This window comes from Vibrio sinaloensis (assembly GCF_000808535.1).
GTDB lineage: Bacteria > Pseudomonadota > Gammaproteobacteria > Enterobacterales > Vibrionaceae > Vibrio > Vibrio sinaloensis_D.
The window spans coordinates 250,411-274,950 of record NZ_JWLV01000001.1 but is presented as its reverse complement, the minus strand read 5'-3'; the positions used below and the strand labels follow the sequence as shown (position 1 = coordinate 274,950).

Genomic DNA, 24,540 nt, shown 5'->3' with positions numbered 1-24,540 from the left:
AATAATTGTCCGAAAACTGTCAGGTAGTGTAAGGGTTAGGTGAAGGAGGCTTCACTTTGCCTCCTTCCATAACGGCGCTAAATTCGTTTCTAATGAGTCACTCTTACCGCGAATTTGGCGGCCAAAGAGTGAAGCTCTGGCAGCATTCGGTAGATCAAGTAGAGCTGTTGAAGCACCATTCTGACTGAATTGTCATCTTCTTCTCGCCACTCAGATAAACGCGATTCTAGATTTGGGTCATCGATACTGGCGGTTTCACATGTTTCGCAGTGTTCATTCAACTGATTAAAGAGCACCTCCAAATGTTGATGGATGGTTCGGTGAGCATCTAATACCAGCTGGTGCGTATCTTCATTGTCAATGCGTTGTCGATGCGCGCCCAGTGCAGAGATATAGCTCAATAGCGCGTGACTTAGGGTTAAAAAGCGAAAACTTTCATCAGTGGCGCTGCGGTACTTGCCGGGCTCTGCCAACATCGCACTGATTGCATTGGTCAGGTTTGCATCTTGGTTATGGGCGTGACGTCGAGCGATGCGATAGGATAGGTTATCCTTCTTACCGATACGATACTGACCAATGATTTGCGCAAGGTAGGCTCGATGAGCGTTGATCGCCTCCGCCATAACTTTGTGCAAACGCTTGGATTGCCAATCGGGCAAGATAAACGCCACCGCGCCAACTGCAAGCGCGCAGCCAATTAAGGTGTCGGCAAGGCGCGGCAAGACAACCGCATAGCCTTCGCCCAGTTGGTTAAAGCAAAACAAGACTAAAACGGTAATAAAGCCCGTCGCATAGCCATAGTTTGCCAAACGAAACGCAAAAAAAGCGACACCGGATAGAACGATAAACACCAGTTGACTCTCTTGAGACGGGAAAAAAGTCAGCAGTGGTACGCCCACCAGTAACCCTGCAAGCGTGCCTATGACACGAGCGACGAGTTTTTGCCTAGTCGCACTGTAGTTGGGTTGGCAAACAAAGAGGGTAGTAAGAAGAATCCAGTAACCGCGTTCAATATCGAACCCTTGGATAATGCCATACCCCAACGTGAGGGCGATTGACATACGAACGGCATGGCGAAACAACATCGAATCTTTGTTTAGATTGGACTTTATGCGCAGCCACATCGCCTTGATGGTATGGGCTTCAGTATCGTCGAGAACATCTTCTTCCAGTTTATTCGCATCCGGATTGTTAACGTTGCTCAACTGCTTTTCAACGGTGGCCAAATTATTAAACAGATAGTTCAACTGATTGATCAGCGAGCGCCATTGGGGTTTCTCTTGTTGCTGAAGATAGTTGAGTGAGTTCATTACCTCGTCAAGAGCGACGATAGACTCATCACTGTGCTGGTATTCTTTACCTAAACGAATTGACTTAGCGATCTCGCGACACGCTTTTGCCTGGCTTTCTAGTAGATGTTTGAAGCGAAACAGAACATCAGAGCGCTCAAAGTGCGCCGAGAGCTCTTGGTATCGATAGTGACTAGAGCTGACGCGTTCATGAATGTCTTGTGCTAGAAAATAGATGTTGAGAAAACGGTCAGACGCACCGTCAACGTGGCCGCGTTTAGAGCGGGTTAATAGCGTCATCTTACACGTATTTAACGCATTGACGGTGGCGGCATTTAGGCGCGCTTCTTCGATTCTATGAGGCTGAGGGGTTAAGTCGTTAACTGGGTGAAAAAGCTGACTTTTGGAGTCAAGGTAATTCGCCAGTTGAAGAAAGACGGTTGCCAAACTTTGCTGGACAGGCTGCATTGGCCAAAACGCCGACCAGAGCATCGACATAAAGAAATACCATGCGGCACCAGACAGCAACATCAATGGTTGAAACCAAAGGTTAGTGCTTTCGTGAGCGCCAAGCATTGCGTAGATGGCAATCAGCAATGAACCAAATGCGATGCTGGCATAGCGAGGACCAATGGCGCCTAGCATAATGAAGCCGAAGGTTGAGGTAAATAAGCCGATCGCAAAGAAAACAGGGGTATTGAACAGCAGTTCAATTGAGAAAGCGGCGATGGCGAAACAAATCAGGGTGAGCGTGATCGACTTAATCCTGCCCGTGAACTTATCATCACTCTCTGCAAGCGCCGCGGCAATGATCCCGAGAATCAAAGGAATGATGAGGGAGTTCAGCTCATAATACCAAGTTGGAATGACGACACCTAACAGCGTCACAAGGATAAGTAAGCTGTAGTTAACGGTTTTGTTGGCCCAGTACAGGCGTAACTGACTAAATAATTGCACGTCTCGTCTACTTGTAAGTTTTGATGCAGGCAGTATAGCCTGTTCGTCAATGGTAAACTTCTGATACAGAATAAGAAACCGGTTCGTTTGTTTATTGATTGCTCAACGTGAACTTGACGGCGGATATTGACAGGATCTTTTCAAACTCAATGCGTGTTGAGTTATCATACCCGCCATGAAAAACATGGATACGGCACAATGCAGCTAATCGCAAACAAGACTGCACAGTTTTTGGTTCAAAACGAATATCATCGAGTCACTCTAGAGTCCGACTACCTCGTTCTCGCGTCTGAACGAAGCGAAGAGCGCATTCCTTTCAATGTTTGGAGCGGAAAAATAAAACTCAAGCGAGGCCTTTTCTGGGGTGGTTTGCAGTTTTTCGCTCATCAAGAAGAAGGCGTTGAAAAATCTTGGTTAGTGCAAGGACTCGATTGGGAGCGTTGCCGTGAGTTTGCTCGATTTGCGGTGGCATCTTACCAGCAATGGCATCAAACCCAGTGCCAACAACTGATTGAGTATTTGCCAAAGTGGGAAGCGAAAGTTCGCAGTTTCGAGCGTCAACCTGCCTTTTTGACCCACTCCGCGGTCAACGCTTGGCTTGCCGAATTAGATAACGACTTCAACAAAATGGAAATGGACTTGGAAGATGCGATGCTGCGTATGCCGGATCGTGTGGATAGATTGCTTCCTTGGATCCTAGAAACCAACCAAACCTTGGCGAAACGAAATGAAGATTGGATGGTTAACGAACTTGAAAATTGGAAAGTGCTGTTTTCCCAGATCGAGTCTTCTCCTCTCAATCATACCCAGCAGCAAGCTGTGCTACTTAATGACGACAATAACCTGGTGCTCGCAGGGGCAGGGTCAGGGAAAACGAGTGTGCTGACGGCTCGCGTTGCATACTTGCTGCAAAGCCATTTGGCGCAGGCGGAGCAGATTCTAATGTTAGCCTTTGGTCGTGAAGCTGCCAATGAAATGAAGGCGCGGTTAAACGACAAGATTGGTTTAAGTGCAGAGCCAATCCGTGTGAATACCTTTCATCAACTGGGTCTCTACATTCTTAAGCAGGTTGAAGGCAATGACGTAACTATTTCACCTATGGCGCTTGATGACGGTTTACGTACTGCATGGTGCGTGGATTGGCTGAAGAAACACTGGATGACGCCGACCGCCTTCAAGCGCTGGCAAAAGCACCTCCAGAAATGGCCAATAGCCTATTTAGCTGGGGATGAAGAACTGGGCAGTCATGTCGAAAACCCCAAACTCATTGCTTGGTTGGAAAAACAGCTTTCTCAATTGAGTGCAATGGGGACAACCAAAAAAGAGATCCAACAGTCGCTTATTGAACATCCTGAATACACTCGCCTTAACAGTGAACTCGCTTTGGTGTGGCCTTGTTACACCGCTTGGCAGGAGATGCTCAAGAGTGAAGGGCATGTGGACTTCAATATCATGATCACCCAAGCGACAAAGTGGGTTGAAAAGGGCAAGTTTGTCTCTCCGTGGAAATACATCATGATCGACGAGTATCAAGATATTTCACCGCAAAGACTGGCGCTGGTTGAAGCACTGTGCAAACAAAGTGAACACCAAGAGTGTGTGCTGTTTGCCGTTGGCGACGATTGGCAATCTATTTATCAGTTTGCGGGTTCCGATGTCGACCTTACTACCGGATTTAAAGATCGTTTCCCGCACTCGACGATCCACCACCTAGATACGACTTATCGCTTTAACAATCGACTTGGTGAAGTGGCGAACCAGTTTGTGCAGCAAAACCCGTCCCAACTTAACAAAGCGCTCAATAGTCACAAAGAGCAGAAAGCGAAATCGGTTGTGTTGGCGCCAAGTGCAAATGTTGAGAAGATCCTTGATGATCTGAATCGCAAAGCCAAAGCGACGCAAACCGTGCTATTGCTCGGGCGCAACCATTATCACAAGCCAGAGTTGTTAAGTGATTGGCAAAAACGCTTTGCCATGTTGTCGATTGATTTCATGACATGTCATGCCAGCAAAGGCAAAGAGGCAGATTTTGTTATCCTCGTCTCAGTGGATGAAGGGCAGTTCCCGGCTCGAGTGAAAACGCTTCATCTTGATGGTGCACTCACTCAATCTATCGATACTTACCCATATGCTGAAGAGCGTCGCTTGTTTTATGTGGCGCTCACCAGAGCGAAGAAAAAGGTATGGGTAACCTATAAAGGTGATGGCTCGAGCTTTGTCAGGGAGCTGGCTGACGGCGATTATCCTGTGATTGTGCAACACTAACCAATAGAATAACAGATAGGCGGAAAAATGAGCGGCCAATACTGCATCGTGTTAACGACAACCAACAATGAAGAGAATCAACAATCCATCATTTCTGGTTTGTTGTCCAAAGGCTTGGCAGCCTGCATTCAAGCGATCCCGATTCAAAGTCACTACATGTGGAAAGGGGAGGTGTGTTGTGACGATGAATCATTGCTCGTCATCAAAACCAAGAAATCGTGTTACGCAGAGCTCGAACAAGTGATCGTCGAGCTTCATGATTATGAAGTCCCGCAGGTGGTTCAAGTGCCATTTGTTGAGGGCTTCAACCCTTATCTAGCGTGGATAGAGCAAAATACACGTTGTTAATCGTTGAGTTAGAAATCTACTGCTATCCAATGGCGATGCGCTGCTGAGCAAAGACGTCGCCACTCCCTCCGATAACAAAATCTGTTGAAAGACCTTTTAACTGCACATTAACTCGTTAAAGTTGCTGTTTCATTTCATCAAAGTTTGATTTACCTATATGTCACACTTAGAATCCTGCTTTCAATATCAATAACTAAAAAAGTAAAGTCATGAAACTGGAAACTGTAGATTACCTTGCAAACGATGCCGCAGAGCAATTTGTTACCTCGCTGCGTGAAACCGGCTTTGGGGTACTGAAGAATCACCCAATTCCCAAAGAGCTTGTCGAGTCTATCTATGACAACTGGTACAAGTTCTTTATGTCTGAAAGAAAGAACGAATTTACCTTCAATGTTGAAACTCAAGATGGTTACTTTCCGCCTTCTGTGTCAGAAGTAGCCAAAGGCCACTCAGTTAAAGACATTAAAGAGTACTTCCATGTTTACCCTTGGGGTCAAATGCCGGAAGAACTTAAAGAGCAGATCATGGAGTACTACCAACGTGCTAATGCGTTTGCTGAAGAACTCTTAGGCTGGGTTGAAGCGCATGCGCCAAAAGAGGTTCAAGAGAAGTTCTCAGTAGCGTTGTCTGAAATGATCAACGGCAGTGATAAAACCCTACTGCGTATCCTCCACTACCCGCCGATGACAGGCGATGAAGAGCCAGGAGCAATCCGCGCAGCGGCTCATGAGGACATTAACTTGCTCACCGTGCTTCCTGCTTCCAATGAACCGGGTTTACAAGTTCTGGGCAAAGATGGCGAGTGGATTGATGTTCCATGTGATTTTGGTAACTTGATCATTAACATTGGTGACATGCTGCAAGAAGCATCGGGCGGTTACTTCCCATCGACAACACACCGAGTGATTAACCCAACGGGTGAACGCCAAGAGCAATCGCGCATTTCGTTGCCATTGTTCCTTCATCCTAAGCCTGATGTTGTATTGTCTGAGCGTTACACAGCGCACAGCTACCTAATGGAGCGTCTGAGAGAGCTGGGTGTTATCTAATCTTCTCATCGCGTGAACGAAAGCCAGGAGTCATGACGACACCGTCATCTCTTGGCTTTTTCGTTTTCCAAGGTATGTGATGCCTTGGAGTAAACTCTCAATCTGATAGAAAACCCTGCGAATTGATCGATTGCGACTCGACAAATCGGTTGGAGTGGCTTTCAATTAGAGTATCTCCAACAATCAGTGATTCGTATGCCACAGCAATCAGGACTTGCCGCACAATTTCAGCAGTACATGGAAAATCCGCTACTCTGGCCCATTCTTGAAGTATTGAGAAAACAACCGAGCGGCTGGAAAGTTCACACCCTAGCGTCTCATTTAACCGAAATTGAGATTATGCCTTTGCTGGATGCATCCCCAGACAAAGACCTATTTAAGCGAAATTTTCTGATCATGAACGCTCTGTACCAGCTGCAAGAGACGCTCTATCCCGACAACTGGTTACAAGTCCAAGCAATGGACATTATTTTAATGCCCCAAAGCCAAGTGTTTGGTCATGAAGTCGATCATCACGATCCACTGCGAGATTACTATTTGGACTGGCAAAACTACGAAGCCGAGGAAGGGGAGATTAAGCGGCTACTTAACGAGTTCTGGACACGTTATCGCGAGTTTGTTGGCGGTACGGACGGTAAAGACATGGATAGAGCCAAAGCGCTCAAATTGTTTGAGCTGCCTCACGATGCGACCCACACTGAGATTCGTAAAACATGGCGTAAGCTAGCGTTGAAATGGCACCCCGACCGAGACAACGGCGACAGTGACCGATTTCGAATTCTGTGTGAGGCATGGAATGTTCTCAGACATTAAAAAAGCGCCGTTATCGGCGCTTTTTACTTAGCGAGCTGGCTTGAATTGAGCCTTACGCATTCGGTTTAATGCGGCCATCACATCCATCACGCGAGGTTTGGCAAGGTCACCATGATTTGGCATTGAAGCGTGCCAGTTGCCATGAAGCATTTCACTGAACTCTTTGGCAGGGTTAGCGGACCAACCTGGTAACTGGGCAAGCTGGAACCACAACCAGCCGATGGCATTGATTTCTGCGCTAGATTCAAGTTGTTCCAGTGCAGATAAATCGGTGAACTCCTTACCGAAACGCAGTGATTCAACACCTTTCGCGGACACTCTAAACTTGCCGTCGGCCAAAATGCTCTGCAGATTTGCTCGGTTTACCGAACGAGGTCTGTAGGTTACCAATGGTGATTCACACTCGTTGTCACGTTGACTTGGATGCTGAGCAATGACTTGCTGTGCTTTTTCCGTCACGTCTATGGCTTGATAGTCGTGCATTTGAATCACGGTATCTGCAACGTCGAGGTAGTCGCCAGAGCCCCCCATAACAATCACAGAAGAAACATCGAGTTCGTCACGGAGCTGACCAATGCGGTCAACAAGCGGTGTAATCGGTTCATCACCTTTACTCACCAATGCCTGCATTCGTTCATCACGAATCATAAAGTTAGTGGCTGATGTGTCTTCGTCGATCAGCAAACCCGTTGCGCCAGATTCAATAGATTCTTGTAGCCAAGCCGCTTGAGACGTTGATCCAGACGCATCTTGTGTCGAGAAGTTTTCGGTATCTTTACCCATTGGCAAATGGTTAATGTAATTGGCCAAACTTAGGTTGTGGACACAACGACCATCCTCAGCTCGAATCTTCATAGCATTTAGGTTGGTCACGATACGCTCACGACCGTCACCGGGGATGTGATCGTAAATTGAGCGCTCAATCGCAGTGAGTAGGGTGGATTTACCATGGAAACCGCCACCAACGATTAAGGTGATACCTTTACGAATACCAAGGCCAGTAATAGGGCCTTGGTTTGGCGTTTCGATCGTCACTTCAAGAGATTTCGGGGCTGTGATAGCGACGGCGTCTTTCATTGGTAGGTCACAGTTGCCAGCAATACGTGGCAGAACAGAACCGTTAGCGACAAAGGCCAATAGATTATGTTTATCCAATTTGCTGCGCAAGAATGCTTGATCTTCTACCACTTCGCAGTGGTGAACGAGCGCTTCAATGTCTAACTCACGCTCAAGTGTCGCGCGTCGAATATACTTAGGCAGGTGGAAGGTTAAAATATTGTCGGCTTTTTTGCCAAGCACGCTTCTCCCTTCTGCGGGTAGATTGATGCGAAAACGCAGTTCAATCCCTTCATCGGTGAAGAGCACGGCAGTGCTGTCGAGCACCACTTGCCCTGACAGCGCAATGCTAACGCTCGATTCTTGCTTGGCTAATTGAGCAAAGCTGCGTGCGATAAAGTCACGTGCAGCGACTTGGTAAGCCGCTGATTTTTCTCGTAACCATTGGAGGCCAGTCACCGACCAAGGACGTACCGCTCTTACACGTGTAGGGGAGGCGTACGGGTCAGCTTGAACGTAATCAATATAGAAAGTGAAGTCGCTAAAGTCATAGCAGCCTTTAATTTGCTGATACGCGCGATAGTTCTGTTTTTCAATTTTTTTTAGTGCAGCGGTTAACTGATCCATAAGACGTTCACTTGGTAGAGAAATAAAAGGCGCGATTATATACGTGAAGATCGCCTATTGCGAGTAAATTGGGCCTTTCTCGCCTTGCGTCAATTCAAGACTGCTCAGAGGGATGTCTGAGCAGAGTCATCGATTTGATTGGTCAAATGTTGCTTTAAAAAGCTCGCTTCGAAAAGATCGCAAGGCATCGGTTTTCCATACAGGTAGCCCTGACCAACCTCGCATTCTTCTTCGAGAATAAAGGCTTCGTGAGCTTCGTTTTCAATCCCTTCTACCGTCACCGTCAAATCAAGCTTTTTCGCAATGTTGATAATCGAGCGAACGATTTCTCGGTCTTCGTTGCTCTCATCTAGGTGGTGGACAAAGCTTTTGTCGATTTTTATCGCATCGAACGGAAACTTCTTCAGATAATTGAATGAAGCATAACCGGTACCAAAATCATCAAGTGACAGTGTCACTCCCAATTTACTCAGTGCTGTCAGGGTGTTACGCGCGACGACCTCATCGGCAATAAGACCACTTTCTGTCACTTCTAGCTCAAGATAATGGGCAGGGAGTTTGTACGTGTTGAGTAAATCTCTTACCTGTTGGACAAACTGAGGGCTTTGCAGTTGTACCGCAGACACATTGACGCCAAGTTTGAACTCTTGCACATGGTCGACCCACTCAGACGCTTTTTGTATTGCGGAGCGAAGAACAAAACTGCCCACTTCGAAAATCAGGCCATTTTGTTCCGCTAAATGAATCAATGTTTCGTTGGAAATATCGCCTAGAATAGGGTGGCGCCAACGCAGCAGCGCCTCTGCACCAATCCACTGGTGAGTATGCGGAGAGACTTTCGGTTGGAAGTACAGCAACAAGTCGTCGTTGCGTACGGCTTGTAACAGATAGCTCTCGAGCTGGTTAATGTTTTTCTGCACATCGGAAATATCTTGCGAATAGAAACTGAACTTGTGCCCTGAATCCTTGCAAGACTGCATCGCTTCAACCGCGAACTTCAATATGCTGGAGGTGCATAAGGTATCTTTGGATGTTGCGATGCCAATGTAACTGTGAAGGTGCAGTTTTTCTCCCTCAATATCAAAGTGAGACTGACTCACGTCAATCAACAGGCTACACAATTCTTGAATGTCACCATCGAGGTTTTTTGATTCGAACAGAAAGGCTAAATCGGTAGAGGTTGGTCTTGCCGTCAGCACGTTGAACTTTGTTAAATCTCCCAATCGATGTCTAAATTGAACCAAGATATGGTCCCACACCGAATAGCCATATTTTGATTGGATACGGCGACCGTTCGCAAAGCCGATATGCACAACGGCGACATCGGTCGTAACGTTATCGGTAATCGACTTGAGAAGCGTCTCAGTCTCAAACTCTAGTGCTGAACGGTTTAAAAATCCGGTGCCAATGTCATGTCGTTGCTGGTAGCGAATTTTTTGCTCTGCCGCTCGGCGTTTATCAATCTCGACGTTCAGCTCGTAGTTCAAATCAACTAAATCTTGAGTTCTGGTGTGAACTCGAGATTTTAACTCGTCGTTAAGCTGTTTTAGGCGATGGTTTTGATACAGCGTTTTTAAATGTGATTCGACAGAGTCTCGAAACGAGGTAAGCAAATCTTGATAGGTCTGTGTGAAGTTGTTTTCTTTGTTGTCTAGCACACAAATGGTGCCAAAGACGTCACCATTTGGCCAACGTACCGGCAACCCGCAGTAGGCCATAAGACCGTGCACCATATCCGGGTTGTTTTTCCAAGCTGGATCATTGTTGGCATTAGGTACATGAAGCATACGCATTTCGTTGACCACGGTCTCACAGTAGAGCCCTTGATTGAGAGACTCCTTATCTCCGGGTTTATATGGGTGAGACGCGTTGTTATTGGCAGTGAATACTTCAATTTCATCGGAGTGAATACGCATCACCAGAGCAGCAGGCACAGAAATGATGTCAGCAAGAAGGTTTACAATGGTCTGCCAGCTTTGAAGTATCTCATCAGGAATACTCACATTGGCAGTGTTAATTTTTGACATACGGTATCCATATTGGAAAAGGCAATAGAGTGTGAGCTATCCGTGCTCTTGTTTTAATAATAGTCTTTATTCAGCAAACGTTTTAGGTATGAGTCGTCTGCTGTCCTAAAAATAAGAATTAACGATATTACCGCTAAAAAAAGCTCGCTGGAAACAGCGAGCTGGAGGGATTAATGATTTCTCAAAAATGAGACGCCTAAGCTAGTCAGCATCGCTGTTTATCCATGACTCAAGATCGATCTCTTTACTGTAGTCAACGTCACTAAACGAGAAACCGTTGAGTCGTAAAAACTCTTGTTTGAACCCTTGATAGTCACCGAGTTGCTTGAAGTTATCGGCGTTAAGCTGCGATACCAATTGATTCACTTCGCGTTGGGTCTCAACGTCAAGTTCCCAGTCATCCATGCGCAGCAGGCGCTCACAGTCGACAGGAATCTTACCTGTTGAATAGACTTTGTCTCTAAATAGACGCTGCATTTGCTCAATGCATCCCTCATGGGTGCCACGTTCTTTCATGACTTTGTAGAGCGCAAGAATGTACGGCGTTAAACCGGGGATAAACACACTGGCTTTTGTCACGAGCGCCTTGCAGACCGTTGCGTATGCGCCGCCATTAAAGTTGGCAAGCTTAAGGTTTAGGGAATGGCTGGTTTGGTGAAGATCAATTTTTGCCCTGCCTAATGTTCCATCTAGGTATATCGGATGGGTCAGTTCTGGGCCAATGTAGGAGAATGCGAGCGTTTTACATCCTTCACCGATGGACTCTGAATTGATTAGCGCATCAACCCAGGCTTCCCAATCTTCGCCGCCCATGACCTTGATCGTTTCGTCAACTTCTTGGTCTGTGGCTGGTGGGAGAGTCGTTTCCTGCCATGTGTCGGTTTCGAGGAGAATACTAGCGCCCGATACCGATTGACCGATCGGTTTGATAGCCGAGCGCCACATTTCGTCGCTGTTTGGCTTTGGACGCACGCCGCTGGCGACGCTATAGACGATAAGGTCAACCTCGCCTTCGAAATAGGTTTCTACCGCCTCGATGACTTGTTCTTTGATGGAATCAGAGAAGGCATCACCTTGAATGTTGACTGCGATGCGACCTTCCTCTTCGGCGAATTTTTTAAAGGCGATATTATTGTAGAAACCAGCCGAACCGACGCCTTTCGAGGAGGGACCATGTTCGTATGAGACACTGATTGTATCGGCTTTGCTTCCACCGAAGGTGAGGGCGATGCGTGTGGCGAGCCCGAATCCAGAAGAACCACCAATAACGAGAACCCTTTTGGGGCCATTTGTGATCGGCTCAGATTGCTTTACGTATTGAATTTGTTGGAGAACCGCTTGCTCACACCCAACAGGATGCGCAGATTTGGCAACAACGCCTTTAATAACAGGTTCAATTATCATTGTTATGTCCTTTTCCAACGAGGATTGAACCAGATTAACGTAAAGCTAAGTAAATTTTATTGAGCTAGACCAATTAGAGGTGATTAAGTAACTCTTTTGCAACAAACTCTGCAATCCAAGGTTGTGCTTCTGGTTGCGGATGCAGGCCATCTTGCATCATCCACTCCGGCTTGATGATTACGCCTTCTAAGAAAAAGGGCAAAAGAGGCACTTGAGTTTTGGCTGCCGTTTTTGGGTAGAGTTCGGCAAACGCCTCTGTATAACGTTTGCCATAATTAGGTAACACGCGGATTTGCATAAGCAGCGGCTTAGCATCAGCGTCACGGACCATACTGATTAGGGTCTCTAAGTTGTTTTGAATAAGGTTAGGCGGAAAGCCGCGCAAGCCATCGTTAGCCCCAAGCTCTATCAATACGTAGTTGGGTTGATGTTGTGACAGCAGTTGAGGCAAGCGTGCGATACCGTTGCCGGTGGTATCCCCAGAGATACTGCCGTTGATGACGTTGACGTTTTGACCTTTAGCGAGTAACACATCTGGTAATAAAGAAGGCCATGCTTTTTCAATTGGCATTTGATAGCCTGCACTCAGGCTATCTCCTAAGATCAACAATTTGCTCGCGTTGGCTGAGTACGAAAACAGAAGAATAAAAGCAAGGGAAAGTAAACGAAACATGCAAACATCCGTAATTAAAGCAAATTCAATAACCAAAACAGTCTCTACTAATCAAGAGCAATTAACAATCCTTGAAGAGATAAATCTTGATATCAAAGAGGGTGAGAGTGTTGCGATTGTCGGTAGCTCTGGAGCAGGGAAATCGACGCTAATGACCTTGATGGCGGGCTTAGATACGCCAACCTCTGGTACTTTGGAGTTAATGGGGCAAGAGCTCTCTGCGCTAGATGATGAAGCTCGCGCGGCAATTCGAAGTGAATCGGTCGGTTTTGTGTTTCAAAGCTTCTTGTTGATCCCGAGTTTGAGTGCGCTTGAGAACGTGACTCTGCCGTGTCTTCTGAAAGGTGAAGCGGAAAACGTGGATCGAGCTAAGTCATTGCTTGAATCGGTTGGTTTGGCTCACCGTATGGACCATTCACCGGCGCAATTATCTGGCGGGGAGCAGCAGCGTGTTGCCCTAGCAAGAGCCTTCATGATTGAGCCCAAGGTGCTGTTTGCGGATGAACCTACAGGTAACCTAGATCAGCAAACCGCAGAAAAGGTGATTGAGCTGCTTTTCGAGCTTAACGAGCAACATGGCACCACACTGGTTCTTGTTACCCATGATATGGCACTCGCTCAGCGTTGCCAGCGTCGAATGAGAATACACGCTGGACGTATTGAGGAGGCTTAATCATGTCAGAGGTCAGCTCACCACAACTCAATCGCCGCCTGTTAAGTTGGAGTTTGAGTGAAATCAGACATGGGCAACTGTGGCCCGTTTCAATTGCGTTAACGCTTATCATCGCGTGTATCTTTGCCCTTACCGCACTTGCCGAGCGCTTGGAGCAAGTGGTTGTGAAGCAAGGGAAAGAAGCGTTAACCGCCGATACCGTTTATTCTTCCTCAAACCCAATCCCTCAACCGCTTTTAGAAGCGGTAAACCAGCAGCAACTGACGATTTCATCACAGACTCGTTTTGCGACAATGGCGTTTAGCGATCGCGGCATGAAGTTGATTACCGTGAAGTCCGTTGACAGCGCATTTCCGTTACGTGGTGAGATGGTGCTGTCAGACGGCAAATCAACGTTCAATCACGTCCAACCCGGCGAACTTTGGCTTGATGAGCGCTTATTTGCACAACTGGATGTTTCTATTGGTGACGCTGTCACGGTGGGCGATGCCGATTTTATTGTTTCTGGACGAGTGGTTGAAGAGCCGGGTTTGAGTTTTAACCCGTTCCAACAAATGCCAACCGCGTTTATCCACAATACGGATTTGGAAAGAACGGGCGCCGTTCAATTGGGCAGCCGAGTACGGTTTAACCTTTTCATTAATGGCGACCAAGGCCAAATAGAGACCGTCAAGTCGTCAATTGAACTGACACCAAGCGACCGTTGGCGCGATCAAAACAGTGCCAGCCGAACTAATGAGGTCTTTCAACGCACTGAACAGTACTTGTCTTTGACTGTGGCGATTGTTGTCATCATGGCGGCGACGACTTTAGTGCTTACCTGTCAGCACTATGTCTCAACCCGTAAAAAGACGATAGCCATGCTCAAAAGTTTGGGCGCAAGCAGAGGGTGGATTGGACGTTGGTTGTGGAGCCAAGTGGCGATTCTATTGATTAGCGCTTCGATACTTGGGTTAGCGATCGGCGTTGGACTAGAAATACTCCTCAGAGTGCCATTGGTTGATTTATTGCCCAACCCATTGCCGAGCTATGGTCTTAAACCCGCGCTTGTTGCGGTGTCTACCAGCGTACTGATTGCAGTGCCTGCGTTGGGCATTCCACTGCTTGGTTTACTTCAAGTGAGCGCTGCCAATGTGATGCAGTCAGATGTGGCTTACAATCGCAGTCGACCTTACTACTGGTTAATCGCTGTACCATTGTTGCCGATGCTGTTTGTCTACTACCAGAACACGTTAGTCTGGATAATCTTAGCCGGTATTGTTGCGCTATTCCTCGTGTTAGCGCTGCTTAGCATTGGCTTGACTAAGCTGCTGAGTAAAATGCCATTGCCGATATCAGTACGTCTCGCGTTGAGCCGAATTAATCGTTCTGCCATGTCGACAGGGATTCAGTTTGGTGCGTTGGCGCTATCTTTGATGTTGTTAGCAGTCATGTGGCTGGTAAGAACAGACCTATTGACCGATTGGCAGCGTACATTACCTGCTGATGCGCCAAATGCGTTTGCCCTCAATATAGCTCCGTATGAAAAAGACGCGTATCTGGAGGTGCTCGATAGCAATCAGATTGACCGTTCTGAAGACTACCCGATTATTCGCGGTCGTTTATCAACAATTAATGGTGAAGATGCAAAAGAGTATGCGCAAGGGGGCGAAGGTACCGATGCGTTAAGGCGAGAGATCAATTTCACTTTTGATGATGGTATTCCAGAGCACAACGACGTGCTCGAAGGGGAGTGGACCGACGCGAATGGCGTCTCGGTCGAAGCCGATGTTGCTCAGGATCTCGGCTTAGAAATCGGCGATGAGCTTGGCTTTGTTATCAACAGTCAAACAGTCACAGCTAAAGTAAACTCGATTCGTCATGTCGAATGGCGAGACATGAAACCGAACTTTTATTTCATATTCTCACCTGATGTCCTGCAGTCTATTCCCGCGACCTATTTGGTCAGTTTTAGACTTGAAGACAGACATAATGATCTGATCAACCAGTTATCTCGTAATCATCCAACGGTAAGCCTAATGGATATCAGGAGTATGGGAGCCAAGATCCAAGGTCTGCTGGAGCAAATCGTGTGGTCGATTACCGTCTTAGCGGCACTAGGAGTGGTTTCAGGCGTGATGTTGATCTTCACCTTGTTACGTTTGAGCTTAGGGCAGCGGCAGAGCGAAATTCAGCTTTATCGCACTCTAGGAGCAAGTAAAAAACGCGTCGTTCGTACCATATGGGCGGAATACGGAATCATGTCCTTGGTCGCAGGATTTATCGCTGCCATCGGAGCAGAACTGGTTGTTTGTGCTCTGATGAAGTTTGGTTTTGAACTTGAGCCAAACCTGCATTTGGTGCTTTGGACTGCGCTCCCTGTGGTGACTTTCTTTACTTTAGCATTAGTTGTTAACAGTATGATAAAACGTCTACTAACCCCTATAAATAAAGCGTTTAGCTAACTTAGGCTTGGCTGACTTTTCCACTTATCCACAAAATCAGTGGATAAAGTTTGGGATAAGTCAGCCTGTAGATAACTTCAAAATTGTCGTAGCCCTTGTAGGGGTAAAGCGTGGCGAAGTTTTGTTATTCACACAATCGATAATTGAGAAATTCACAGATATTGAGTCAAGCATTTTTTTCATTTTTTTGTCGTTAAAATGTCATTAATTTTCCTTGCAAAAATTGTGTTTTTCTTCTTGTCACGTAAACAGTAAAATGCACTCAGAATGAATGGATTAACCATACGAATGCAGTCAAAACAACTTCAAACCAGTGCATCTTCCGTCGCAGTTATTGGTGGTGGCATTGCGGGCGCAACCGCTGCCTTACACTTATCTGAGCTAGGAATCAAAGTCACTCTTATCGAAAAGAAACCAGGGCTGGTTTATGGTCCTCCAATTTGTCATCTACACGCAGGTGGAAACCTCTATCGAGAAATATCGACGCAGCAATGCCTAGAGCTTCTCAAGCAATCGGTGGACACAGCACGCCTGTATCCACATACCATCAACAACCGGCCGACTATTATCGCTGTCCCTTATGCCGATGGCGGAACGCCTGAAGAGCTTTACGAACGTTTGTTGTTCATCCAAAAAGCCTACCAAGAGTTGGTAAATGAAGATGAGCGAAACAAAGTACTGGGTGAGCCGGAAGACTATTACCGTTTCTACGGGCGTGAAGAGCTTGAGACGCTAGCAAACCGGACTCAGCCAAGTGAACCCTCCAGCTTCGACGATTGGATGATTCCATTTGCTAAAGAAGCCGATCTCGATTCGCTACGTTTTCCTGTGGTCATGGTCCAAGAGCCGGGGTGGAGCGTTTTTCGTATTGCTGCATCTGCGACATTGGCATTGGAGCAAAGCGAAAACTGTCACTTAATGCTCGACACTTATGTCACTGACCTTACCCATGATGAAGGGTGGACAGTGCACTGTACCGATGGCTCTGGGCGAAGTGTTCAAGTCAAAGCTGACTATTTGGTGAATGCGTGTGGTTATGAGACAGGGCACATTGATGATTTAGCGGATAAACCGAGAAACCGCTTGGTGGAGTTTAAAGCCGCATACGTAACGAAATGGAGCCAGAGTGATGAATTGTGGCCGGAGGTGATCTTCCATGGCCCTCGCGGTACACCTAATGGTATGGCGCAGCTAACCCCATACCCAAATGGTGTGTTTCAACTTCATGGCATGACCAAAGATATTACCTTGTTTGAAGATGGTTTGGTCTCATCTGATGCCCAATCGTCGCAGCCACAACTGCCAATGCGTCTACGTAAAAAGATCATCGAAGGTTGGAATGAAGACGTTGTTATAGAGCGCTCTCGACGAGCGATTAACCATATGGCGCGGTTTGTTCCAAAATATCAATCTGCGGTTGAGTTCGGAACGCCTTTGTTCGGCGCTCAGCAAATCCCTGGTAATGACGAGACGTTACGCGCCGCTGATGTGACTTTTGCTGGCAACGATTACGCGCGTTTAGAGGTTGTGAAAGGCTCATCGGCACTCGAGGCTGTGACTAAGCTGGTTGAGCATTGGCATCTATACGACTACCGCGATCAATCGATTGAGGAGCTGCATCCTATTAGCATGTCATTAGCTTATGAACAGGTTGAAGAGCGAGCGAAACATTTAGCCTCACGTCGAGATTATCCTGAAGAGTTAGCAGAGTATTACGGACAATAAAAAATGGGCGTGTGACGCCCATTTTTTTATGAAAACTGCCACCGTCTCAGTACCCAAAATACCTTGCCCATTGGCTCCATACATCTTGTAACCCAAGTAAGTCGCCTCTCACAAAACGAACTTTTTGACCCGGTTTAGCTTGCGCTAGACGCGGAAGATCAATGCGCGCAACACAACCGATTTTTGGGTAGCCACCAATGGTCTGTCGATCGTTCATCAATATGATGGGCTCTCCATTGGGTGGAACTTGAATCGCTCCGAGCGCGATGCCTTCGCTTAGGTACTCTTTATTCGGAGGTTGGATGCGTCCGCTGGTCAGTCTGTAGCCCATCCGATCGATCAATTGGCTTACTTCAAACTCCTGTTGGAAAAACAGCTCGACTTGCTCACTAGAAAACTCACTGACTTGATAGCCTTCGATGACCCGAAGTTCAAGCGTTCTGTCGTAATCAGGTTTATAGCGAAATGTCATTTGGATCGGTTTGCTTGACACTAAATGAGGCACGATACCCAGCACATCGCCTGCTTTGAGAGGCTCACCATTCATTAGTCCGCCAAGTTTGTCACGACGAACACTCGCACAGCTGCCAAGTTGCGTGTCGACGATGAAACCGTTCTTAACCGCAAGATAACTGCGTAACCCATTTTTAGGCAGCCCAAATGTTAGGCGTTGTCCGGGCTTAGCATCGAATGTCGACCAGTTGGTTAGGGGGATTCCGTCCAATTGCGCGTTCAAGTCACCGCCAGCAATCGCCATCTCACAGCGGTGGTTAATTTCGAACTCGGCTTGGCCTAAGGTTATTTCCAATGTTGCCGCGTTTACAGTGTTACCAAGAAGATGATTAGCCCAACTATACGCGTAATCATCAAGTGGTCCACCTTGAGCAATACCAAAATGCGCAAGACCAAATCGGCCAAAATCTTGAATCAGTGTTTGCTGTCCGGGCTTTATTACCGTGATGGATTCTTGTACGTTCATGTCCACTCCTGTTGCACTTTGCCACCTAAGCTAAAAAACTCTTCACGGCTAATGGGTTTGAATCGAACGCTATTGCCAATCGAAATCGGAAGAATCGATGCACTTTGTGGATCATACAAGTCAATTGGACAATTGCCGATAATGTTCCAGCCACCCGGACTTTGGGTTGGATAGATAGCGGTTTGATTATTGGCAATGGCTACGCTGCCTTTTGCTACATTGACCCTCGGTTGTTCCCGCCTCGGCCTTTGTAGTTTTGGATCAACCGTGGTTAGGAATGCGAAACCTGCGGTAAACCCAATAGCACCAACGCTGTACTCGACAGATGAATGTAGCGAGATGATCTCTTCTAAGCTAAGTCCACTACTTAAGTAGGCGTTAAGGTCAGGGGCGACGTCGGGGTGATAGTAGACCGGAAGCTCGATGATCTTAGGCTCGGGTTTTTCAGGCAAATGAAGGAGAGACTCGGTAACAATTTTTTCTAAATAGGGGATAAATTCAAAGATCGAAATTCGGTGCGGCAGGTAGTCAATTAATATGGTGTTAAACGAGGGGGTTACGTTCATTACCCACGCCCCCAGTTGGTTGCGTAAATACAGGCTAATCTCGCCAATGACCCAAGAGAGCTCAGGGCTTGGCTCAGCCTCAAATTTGACCAAAACAGAGCATTCAGCCACAGGGTCGACGGATGTTTCTATTTTCACTATCCTTCCTCCGAATCTATCACTTTACGTATTTTTTCAATCATTTGCACCGCGTCTAGATTGTCCCCGTGGACACAAATGGTATCCGCATCAATCGATAACGTGTAACCGTCCAGCGTTCTTACTTTTCCGTATCGGACTATCTGCGTCACTTGGTCTAAGATCGCTTGCTCATCGTGTATAACGGCGCCAGCCATAGAGCGAGGTGCTAAATGCCCGTTGGATAAATACCGTCGGTCGGCAAACGTTTCGAACAAAAGAGGGACATCATAATCGTCAGCAATGTCGAGTCGGTCTTGATTATCTTGAGTGGCTAACGTCATTAAGGGCACGTTAAAGCAAGAGACAGCATCTACAACCGCTTCAAATACACTGGTATTTTTAAGCATATCGTTGTAAAGCGCACCGTGCGGTTTGACATAGTGAAGGGTGGTATTTTCACTTTCACAGATCGCTTTTAGCGCGCCGACTTGATAGATCACCATATTGGAAATCTCGTTTTTCGAGAGCGTCATGCTTCTGCGGCCAAACCCTTGTATGTCTGGGTAACTTGGGTGCGCACCGATTACAACATTGTGATTAATAGCCAGTTTCACCGTCGAATTCATGATCATCGGATCGGATGCGTGAAACCCACAGGCAATGCTTGCTTGATCAATATGGGGCATGGCGAGCTCATCACACCCCATTGTCCACTGACCATAGCTTTCACCCATGTCGCAATTTAATTTAATGTTCGTTTTGTTCATTGCAAATAAGCTCTCCGAAATTGCCCCTACCACCTTGTTTCAATTCTATACTTGAAACAGTGATCAGTTTCATTATTTGATCAACAACTTAGCAAAAACATAGGCTTCTAAATATGAATCTTTACTGATAAGTGGAATAATATAGACTGCTAATATAGCAAGGAACCTAGATGTACAAGCGCTCAATTCTTTTTACTTCTCTCTCTCTCGCAGGATGCGCCGTATTCGCAGATGACAATTTGGACGAACTTATGTCAATGAGTTTAGAAGAGTTGTCGATGTTGGATGTCGCTGTCGAAACTGCCTCTAAATTCTCACAGAAAGTGTCAGATGTCCCTGCGTCTGTCTACGTGTTGTCAAGTGAACGAATTCAACGTAGTGGGGCGACCAATATCCAAGAAGCTCTTGCTCTGGTTCCCGGTATGTACGTTACTAAATGGAACGAAAACACCTATCACGTTTCATCACGGGGCTTTCATGATGGCTTGTACAACAAAATGCTGGTCATGGTGGATGGGCGAAGTGTCTATAGCCCAGTCTATGGTGGCGTGTACTGGAGTGCTCTCGACTATATTTTGGCAGACATCGAGCGTATCGAAGTGATCAGAGGCGCGAGTGGAGCGATCTGGGGCGGTAATGCGGCGAATGGCGTTGTTAACATCATCACCAAATCTGCTCAAGATACTCAAGGCACCTACATGACCGGAACAGCGGGTCGGTACAATGCTTATGATTATTCGCTCCGTCATGGCTTGAAATTGGATGAAGATTTGTACGCGCGCGCGTTTTATAAGTCCAAAAGCAACCCAAGCTATTTGAATAATTCAGCGTCTAAGTGGAAAACGGACACGGCGGGGATAGAAGTGAGTCGGAAACTGACCGATTCCTCTTGGCAATTTAGAGTGGGCGGCACCAAACTTGCGCATGATGCCGAGGTTTGGACTGTCGCCTATGATAGAAATGATCCGTACAACCAGCCTGTTACTATTGCGATTGATAACGAGCGTATTCAAGTGGATAGCGCCTATGTTCAGCTCAATCATCAAAAGCAGTTAGATTCATCGAGCTTGATTAATACCAGCTTTTGGGTTGATCACGTGAAAGATGAATCCCCCGATGCGCCTGGCGAATACACGACCGTGGATCTCGAATCTAACTACTCGACAGCTTTGAACGCCAAACATGATATTATCGCAGGAATCGGCTTACGTTATGTTGGCTTAAGGTTTACGGAAAGCTGGCAAGATGCCGATTTGTTTACTCTCACTGGCTACTCTCGTAGTTACGACATCGATAAAGCCAATGACTACATTGCGAACGTTTTCGCCCAGTCCACTTACCAAATCTCTGACCAATTGAGCAGTGTTATTGGTGTAAAAGGCGAATACTTTGAGCAGAACAAAACCTTTGAGCTGTCACCACAACTTAGGTTGCTTTACACACCTAGCGATGCGCACCGTTTTTGGACTGGCATCGGCAGAGCGGTTGTCACACCGTCTTATATGGACTCAAACTCCATTTATCAACAATCCTACATTGAATGGTACGGTGACACTCCGTATGGTTCCACTTACCTGACGTTGCCAAATGAAAAGCTAAAGAATGAGTCAGTTTGGACGGGTGAGCTAGGGTATCGCTATATGCCGTCAGAGCGTGTTGAGTTGGATGGCATGGTTTTTTACAGCCGCTACGACAACATTCGCGGTAATGACTGCTTTGATTCTCTGGTCTATCAAGGGTACGAACATCTTTGGTTTTGCTTTGTCTCTGATGATTATCAAGCGACAACCTCGGGTATAGAGCTCGCTGCGCATTATCAAGCGGCGGACAATTTGAGCTTCTATGCCACCTACAGTTATCTGCGTGTTGACGCCGATTGGGACAAAGGAACCTATTCGAACGGCGGCAATGAAAGTTCGCTGTCACTACCTAGCCAACATCTTGCCACCTTGCAAACCTTGTGGTCGATTAACAAGAATTGGCAATGGGATTTCGCCCTGAAATATAACAATACCCGTTACACTGACGAAATGAGGGCTGATTACGACATACCCGGCCGTGTAACGCTGGATGATGTCACGCCTCATGTGACCTTGGATACCCGTTTGGGCTGGCGTAAAAACGACAGCGCTCCGCTTGTCGAGCTAGTGGTGCAAAAAATGTTTGCCAACGAAATCTACGATTCTTGGAGTCTCTATCCAAATGAGCAACTGGCTTATGTGAGGCTATCCCATGAATTTTAGACGTTGGGTGACAACTGCCTGCCTCGCTGCCGCCTTCGTTTCTCCTCTGGCAAACGCCAAATTCACCCCAGAGCAGGTTAAAGCTGTATACATCTATCGTATTGCCAGCTTTGTGTTTTGGGGCGCTGACGAGCAGATGAACGAAATCAGTATTTGTGCTCCTGATGATGAGGAAGTGCGTGACATACTGACGGATATAACGAAAGACAAGTTGATTCGAAATAAACCGCTGCATATTTCTAACTCGGGGTGCGACGTTTTATACATCACCAAAAAAGAGAGCTTAGACCTGATTAAACTCAATCCTAACCGCACGATTTCAATCAGCGATATTCAAAGTTTTACTGAGCTTGGAGGGGTGGTTGAACTTAGCACGCTAGGTGGACGAATTAAGCCAAGAGTGAACTTAGAAAACGTTGGTGAATACACGCTGTCGGCTAACTTTTTAAGGGTCGCTGAAATTGTTGGAGGTAAGCAATGAAACTTCTCCACAATATGTCGCTGAAAACCAAGCTTATTCTGCCGATCGTGATCTTCACTGGCCTTATTTTCTTCTCTTCACAAGGGTATGCGCTTTACAGTGCTTTTGAAACTCAAAAGGATAATTTGATTGATCGCGTTAGCGTTCTTGCAAAAGGGGTGGCGTATAACCTTCAAGCGGCAATTTTGTTCAACGATAGCTATAGCGCCAATCAAGTTCTAGACGCGTTTTCCGCTGACGAAGAGATTGTCAGGGTTAAACTGTATACCGCAAACGGACAGTTGTTTGCCATGTACGAGCGTGAAGGAAGCGCGGCTCCTGTTCCCAATGAAAAAGAGCGTACTCAAATTCGTGAACAGAAGTTTGCTATCGGTGACGAGTACATCTTCATTTTGATTCCCGTTGATATGGAAGGGGAAACCATTGCTCAATTACGAATTATTGTCTCTAAAGCGTCTTTCCAATCCTTATATAACTCCGCATTAAGTAACGGATTCGTATTCTTAGTGTTTCTGATCTGCTCGGGGATCGTCCTTTACATGACGGTTGATAAGTTCATTGTGGGGCCGGTTTATAACCTGAATTTAGCCATGAATGCGTTTATCAACCGCAAGCAGCGAGACTTCAATGTCGCGCCAGCCGCCAATGATGAAATTGGTGATTTGGTTCGAGCGTTCAACACCATGCTCGATAGACTTAGCCAACGTGAACAACAAGTTGCTTACACTTTAGATAAGCTAGAAGAAGAAAAGTCATTTGCTAATGAAGTTGTTGAGACGGTCAAACATGCGTTAGTGGTCGTCAACAATAAAGGCGAAATCGTGCATTTTAATGGCGCAACGTGCAGTGTATTTCGATGCACGAGTGCCTTCCTAAAGGGCGCAAACCTTGAAGATCTGGTTGAAAGTGAAGAGGCAAACGTCGTACGAGAGGCCATTTATCGCGGGCTAGAATTTACCGACCGGAAAATCTGGATTCGAGATGTGTTTAAGCAGTATCAATTGCTACAAATCAGCTGTACTAAGCTGACAAAAGCGGGGCAGATACTGTTCGCCATTCAAGATATTACCGAAGTGGACGCAGCGCTCAGTCGCCAACGTTTAGCAGCGGGTGTGTTTGAGAACAGCCAAGATGGTTTGATGGTCACGGATCAAGATGACGTTATCACCATGGTCAACCCATCGGTGACCCGATTACTGGGTTACACTCAAGAAGCGCTGTTGGGTAAGAAGCCTGAAGAAACGTTAGAATGGCAACAGTTCCGTTCGCTTATGCCAACAATTAAAGAATCGGTGATGCAATATGGTCAATGGCAGGGTGAAATCTGGGAAAAACACTTATTTGGTCATAATGTACCAATGTTCGTAAAGGTCTCTTGTATCTACAACAGCGAGGACGAATCGCGTTGTGATTATGTGTACATCTTGTCCGATCTTTCCAGCGTAAAAGAAATGGAACGCTTAGAATATCTTGCTCACCACGACTCTCTGACAGGGTTAGCCAACCGCGCTCATTTGTATCGTGTCTTAGATGATTCTTTGAAAGATGAACGTGAGGCCAAAAATGGCTTAGCACTACTTTATCTCGATCTTGATGGTTTTAAACAGGTTAATGACACTTATGGCCACGACGCAGGTGATGAGGTGTTAAAGCAGGTGGCTGAACGTTTGCTGTCTCAAGTGAGAAGTCAGGACTTAGTCGCCCGTTTATCTGGGGATGAGTTTGTGGTACTCCTGACGTCAACCGACCGCAGCAGTATTACTGTGTTGGCACAGCGCCTCATTTCATTGATTAAGCAGGATATTGTCTATCGTGGGCGAGTGCTCAACGTAGGGGTAAGTATCGGTGTTCACTATATTGAGCAGCGCGATATCCCAATGGATCAGTTAATTAGAGCGGCGGATACCGCCATGTATCAGGCGAAAAGTTTGGGCAAAGGACAATTTGTATTGAGCGAAACCGAATGAAATTAAGTCTCAAGTTTGGGCTGTATTTTCGTTCTCAAGTCCGATAACATTTACGCCAAATTATTCA

18 protein-coding genes are annotated in these 24,540 nt (G+C 46.5%); 10 read left to right on the top strand and 8 right to left on the bottom strand.

All coding sequences use genetic code 11. From position 1 onward, the window contains the following. Positions 1–89 precede the first annotated feature (89 nt). Positions 90–2,246: a YccS family putative transporter gene (yccS, locus tag RJ47_RS01240; protein WP_039480657.1), complete on the bottom strand. Its 2,157-nt coding sequence runs from the start codon at positions 2,244–2,246 to the stop codon at positions 90–92. Between the two features lie 198 nt (positions 2,247–2,444). Here yccS and helD point away from each other — a divergent pair, with 198 nt between their 5' ends. The 4 genes from helD (at position 2,445) to RJ47_RS01220 (ending at position 6,721) form a co-directional block, all read left to right on the top strand. Further along, positions 2,445–4,511: a DNA helicase IV gene (gene helD, locus RJ47_RS01235; RefSeq protein WP_039480654.1), complete on the top strand. Its 2,067-nt coding sequence runs from the start codon at positions 2,445–2,447 to the stop codon at positions 4,509–4,511. Between the two features lie 27 nt (positions 4,512–4,538). Beyond that, on the top strand, positions 4,539–4,859 hold the full coding sequence (cutA, locus tag RJ47_RS01230) for a divalent-cation tolerance protein CutA (RefSeq protein ID WP_005473225.1): 321 nt from the start codon (positions 4,539–4,541) through the stop codon (positions 4,857–4,859). Between the two features lie 209 nt (positions 4,860–5,068). Next, positions 5,069–5,908 carry an isopenicillin N synthase family dioxygenase gene (locus RJ47_RS01225; protein WP_038190564.1) on the top strand — a complete coding sequence of 280 codons (840 nt, stop codon included), beginning with the start codon at positions 5,069–5,071 and terminating at the stop codon, positions 5,906–5,908. A 195-nt stretch (positions 5,909–6,103) separates the two neighbouring features. Then, complete coding sequence (locus RJ47_RS01220; RefSeq protein WP_038190561.1) at positions 6,104–6,721, top strand: DNA-J related domain-containing protein; 618 nt, start codon at positions 6,104–6,106, stop codon at positions 6,719–6,721. A gap of 27 nt (positions 6,722–6,748) precedes the next feature. Here the strand turns inward: RJ47_RS01220 and RJ47_RS01215 are convergent, their stop codons facing one another. From RJ47_RS01215 to tesA, 4 genes are all read right to left on the bottom strand, one after another. After that, the gene (locus tag RJ47_RS01215; RefSeq protein WP_039480651.1) at positions 6,749–8,404 is read right to left on the bottom strand and encodes an ABC-ATPase domain-containing protein; all 1,656 of its coding nucleotides are present in this window, start codon (positions 8,402–8,404) and stop codon (positions 6,749–6,751) included. A gap of 104 nt (positions 8,405–8,508) precedes the next feature. Beyond that, the gene (locus tag RJ47_RS01210; protein ID WP_039480648.1) at positions 8,509–10,431 is read right to left on the bottom strand and encodes an EAL domain-containing protein; all 1,923 of its coding nucleotides are present in this window, start codon (positions 10,429–10,431) and stop codon (positions 8,509–8,511) included. Positions 10,432–10,632: 201 nt separating this feature from the next. Beyond that, positions 10,633–11,835, bottom strand: a complete 1,203-nt coding sequence (gene fabV / locus RJ47_RS01205; RefSeq protein WP_039480646.1) for an enoyl-ACP reductase FabV — start codon at positions 11,833–11,835, stop codon at positions 10,633–10,635. A gap of 73 nt (positions 11,836–11,908) precedes the next feature. Continuing rightward, positions 11,909–12,508, bottom strand: a complete 600-nt coding sequence (gene tesA, locus RJ47_RS01200; RefSeq protein ID WP_038190552.1) for a multifunctional acyl-CoA thioesterase I/protease I/lysophospholipase L1 — start codon at positions 12,506–12,508, stop codon at positions 11,909–11,911. Between tesA and RJ47_RS01195 the strand changes: the two genes are divergently transcribed. From RJ47_RS01195 to RJ47_RS01185, 3 genes are all read left to right on the top strand, one after another. Next, complete coding sequence (locus RJ47_RS01195; protein WP_005473293.1) at positions 12,507–13,181, top strand: ABC transporter ATP-binding protein; 675 nt, start codon at positions 12,507–12,509, stop codon at positions 13,179–13,181. The genes tesA and RJ47_RS01195 overlap by 2 nt on opposite strands. Before the next feature lie 2 nt (positions 13,182–13,183). Next, complete coding sequence (locus RJ47_RS01190) at positions 13,184–15,625, top strand: ABC transporter permease (protein ID WP_039480642.1); 2,442 nt, start codon at positions 13,184–13,186, stop codon at positions 15,623–15,625. A gap of 288 nt (positions 15,626–15,913) precedes the next feature. Next, complete coding sequence (locus RJ47_RS01185) at positions 15,914–17,350, top strand: FAD-dependent oxidoreductase (protein ID WP_039480639.1); 1,437 nt, start codon at positions 15,914–15,916, stop codon at positions 17,348–17,350. A 46-nt stretch (positions 17,351–17,396) separates the two neighbouring features. Here RJ47_RS01185 and RJ47_RS01180 read toward each other — a convergent pair whose 3' ends face one another. Genes RJ47_RS01180 through RJ47_RS01170 form a run of 3 tightly spaced genes read right to left on the bottom strand, consistent with a single transcriptional unit; the run spans position 17,397 to position 19,782 of the window. Further along, positions 17,397–18,329 (bottom strand): biotin-dependent carboxyltransferase family protein, encoded by a 933-nt coding sequence (locus RJ47_RS01180; protein WP_039480637.1) that lies wholly within the window; start codon positions 18,327–18,329, stop codon positions 17,397–17,399. Further along, a complete protein-coding gene (locus tag RJ47_RS01175) occupies positions 18,326–19,033 on the bottom strand; it encodes a 5-oxoprolinase subunit B family protein (RefSeq protein WP_039480634.1) in 708 nt (235 codons plus the stop codon). The genes RJ47_RS01180 and RJ47_RS01175 overlap by 4 nt, the downstream gene beginning before the upstream one ends. Beyond that, positions 19,033–19,782, bottom strand: coding sequence for a 5-oxoprolinase subunit PxpA (locus tag RJ47_RS01170; protein WP_039480631.1), 750 nt, complete (start codon positions 19,780–19,782; stop codon positions 19,033–19,035). The genes RJ47_RS01175 and RJ47_RS01170 overlap by 1 nt, the downstream gene beginning before the upstream one ends. A gap of 170 nt (positions 19,783–19,952) precedes the next feature. Between RJ47_RS01170 and RJ47_RS01165 the strand changes: the two genes are divergently transcribed. The 3 genes from RJ47_RS01165 to RJ47_RS01155 are packed head-to-tail and all read left to right on the top strand — an operon-like array spanning position 19,953 to position 24,473. After that, positions 19,953–22,025 (top strand): TonB-dependent receptor plug domain-containing protein, encoded by a 2,073-nt coding sequence (locus RJ47_RS01165; RefSeq protein ID WP_039480628.1) that lies wholly within the window; start codon positions 19,953–19,955, stop codon positions 22,023–22,025. After that, complete coding sequence (locus RJ47_RS01160; protein WP_038136785.1) at positions 22,015–22,506, top strand: YfiR family protein; 492 nt, start codon at positions 22,015–22,017, stop codon at positions 22,504–22,506. The genes RJ47_RS01165 and RJ47_RS01160 overlap by 11 nt, the downstream gene beginning before the upstream one ends. Further along, positions 22,503–24,473, top strand: coding sequence for a diguanylate cyclase (locus RJ47_RS01155; RefSeq protein WP_038136787.1), 1,971 nt, complete (start codon positions 22,503–22,505; stop codon positions 24,471–24,473). The genes RJ47_RS01160 and RJ47_RS01155 overlap by 4 nt, the downstream gene beginning before the upstream one ends. Positions 24,474–24,540: the final 67 nt, after the last annotated feature.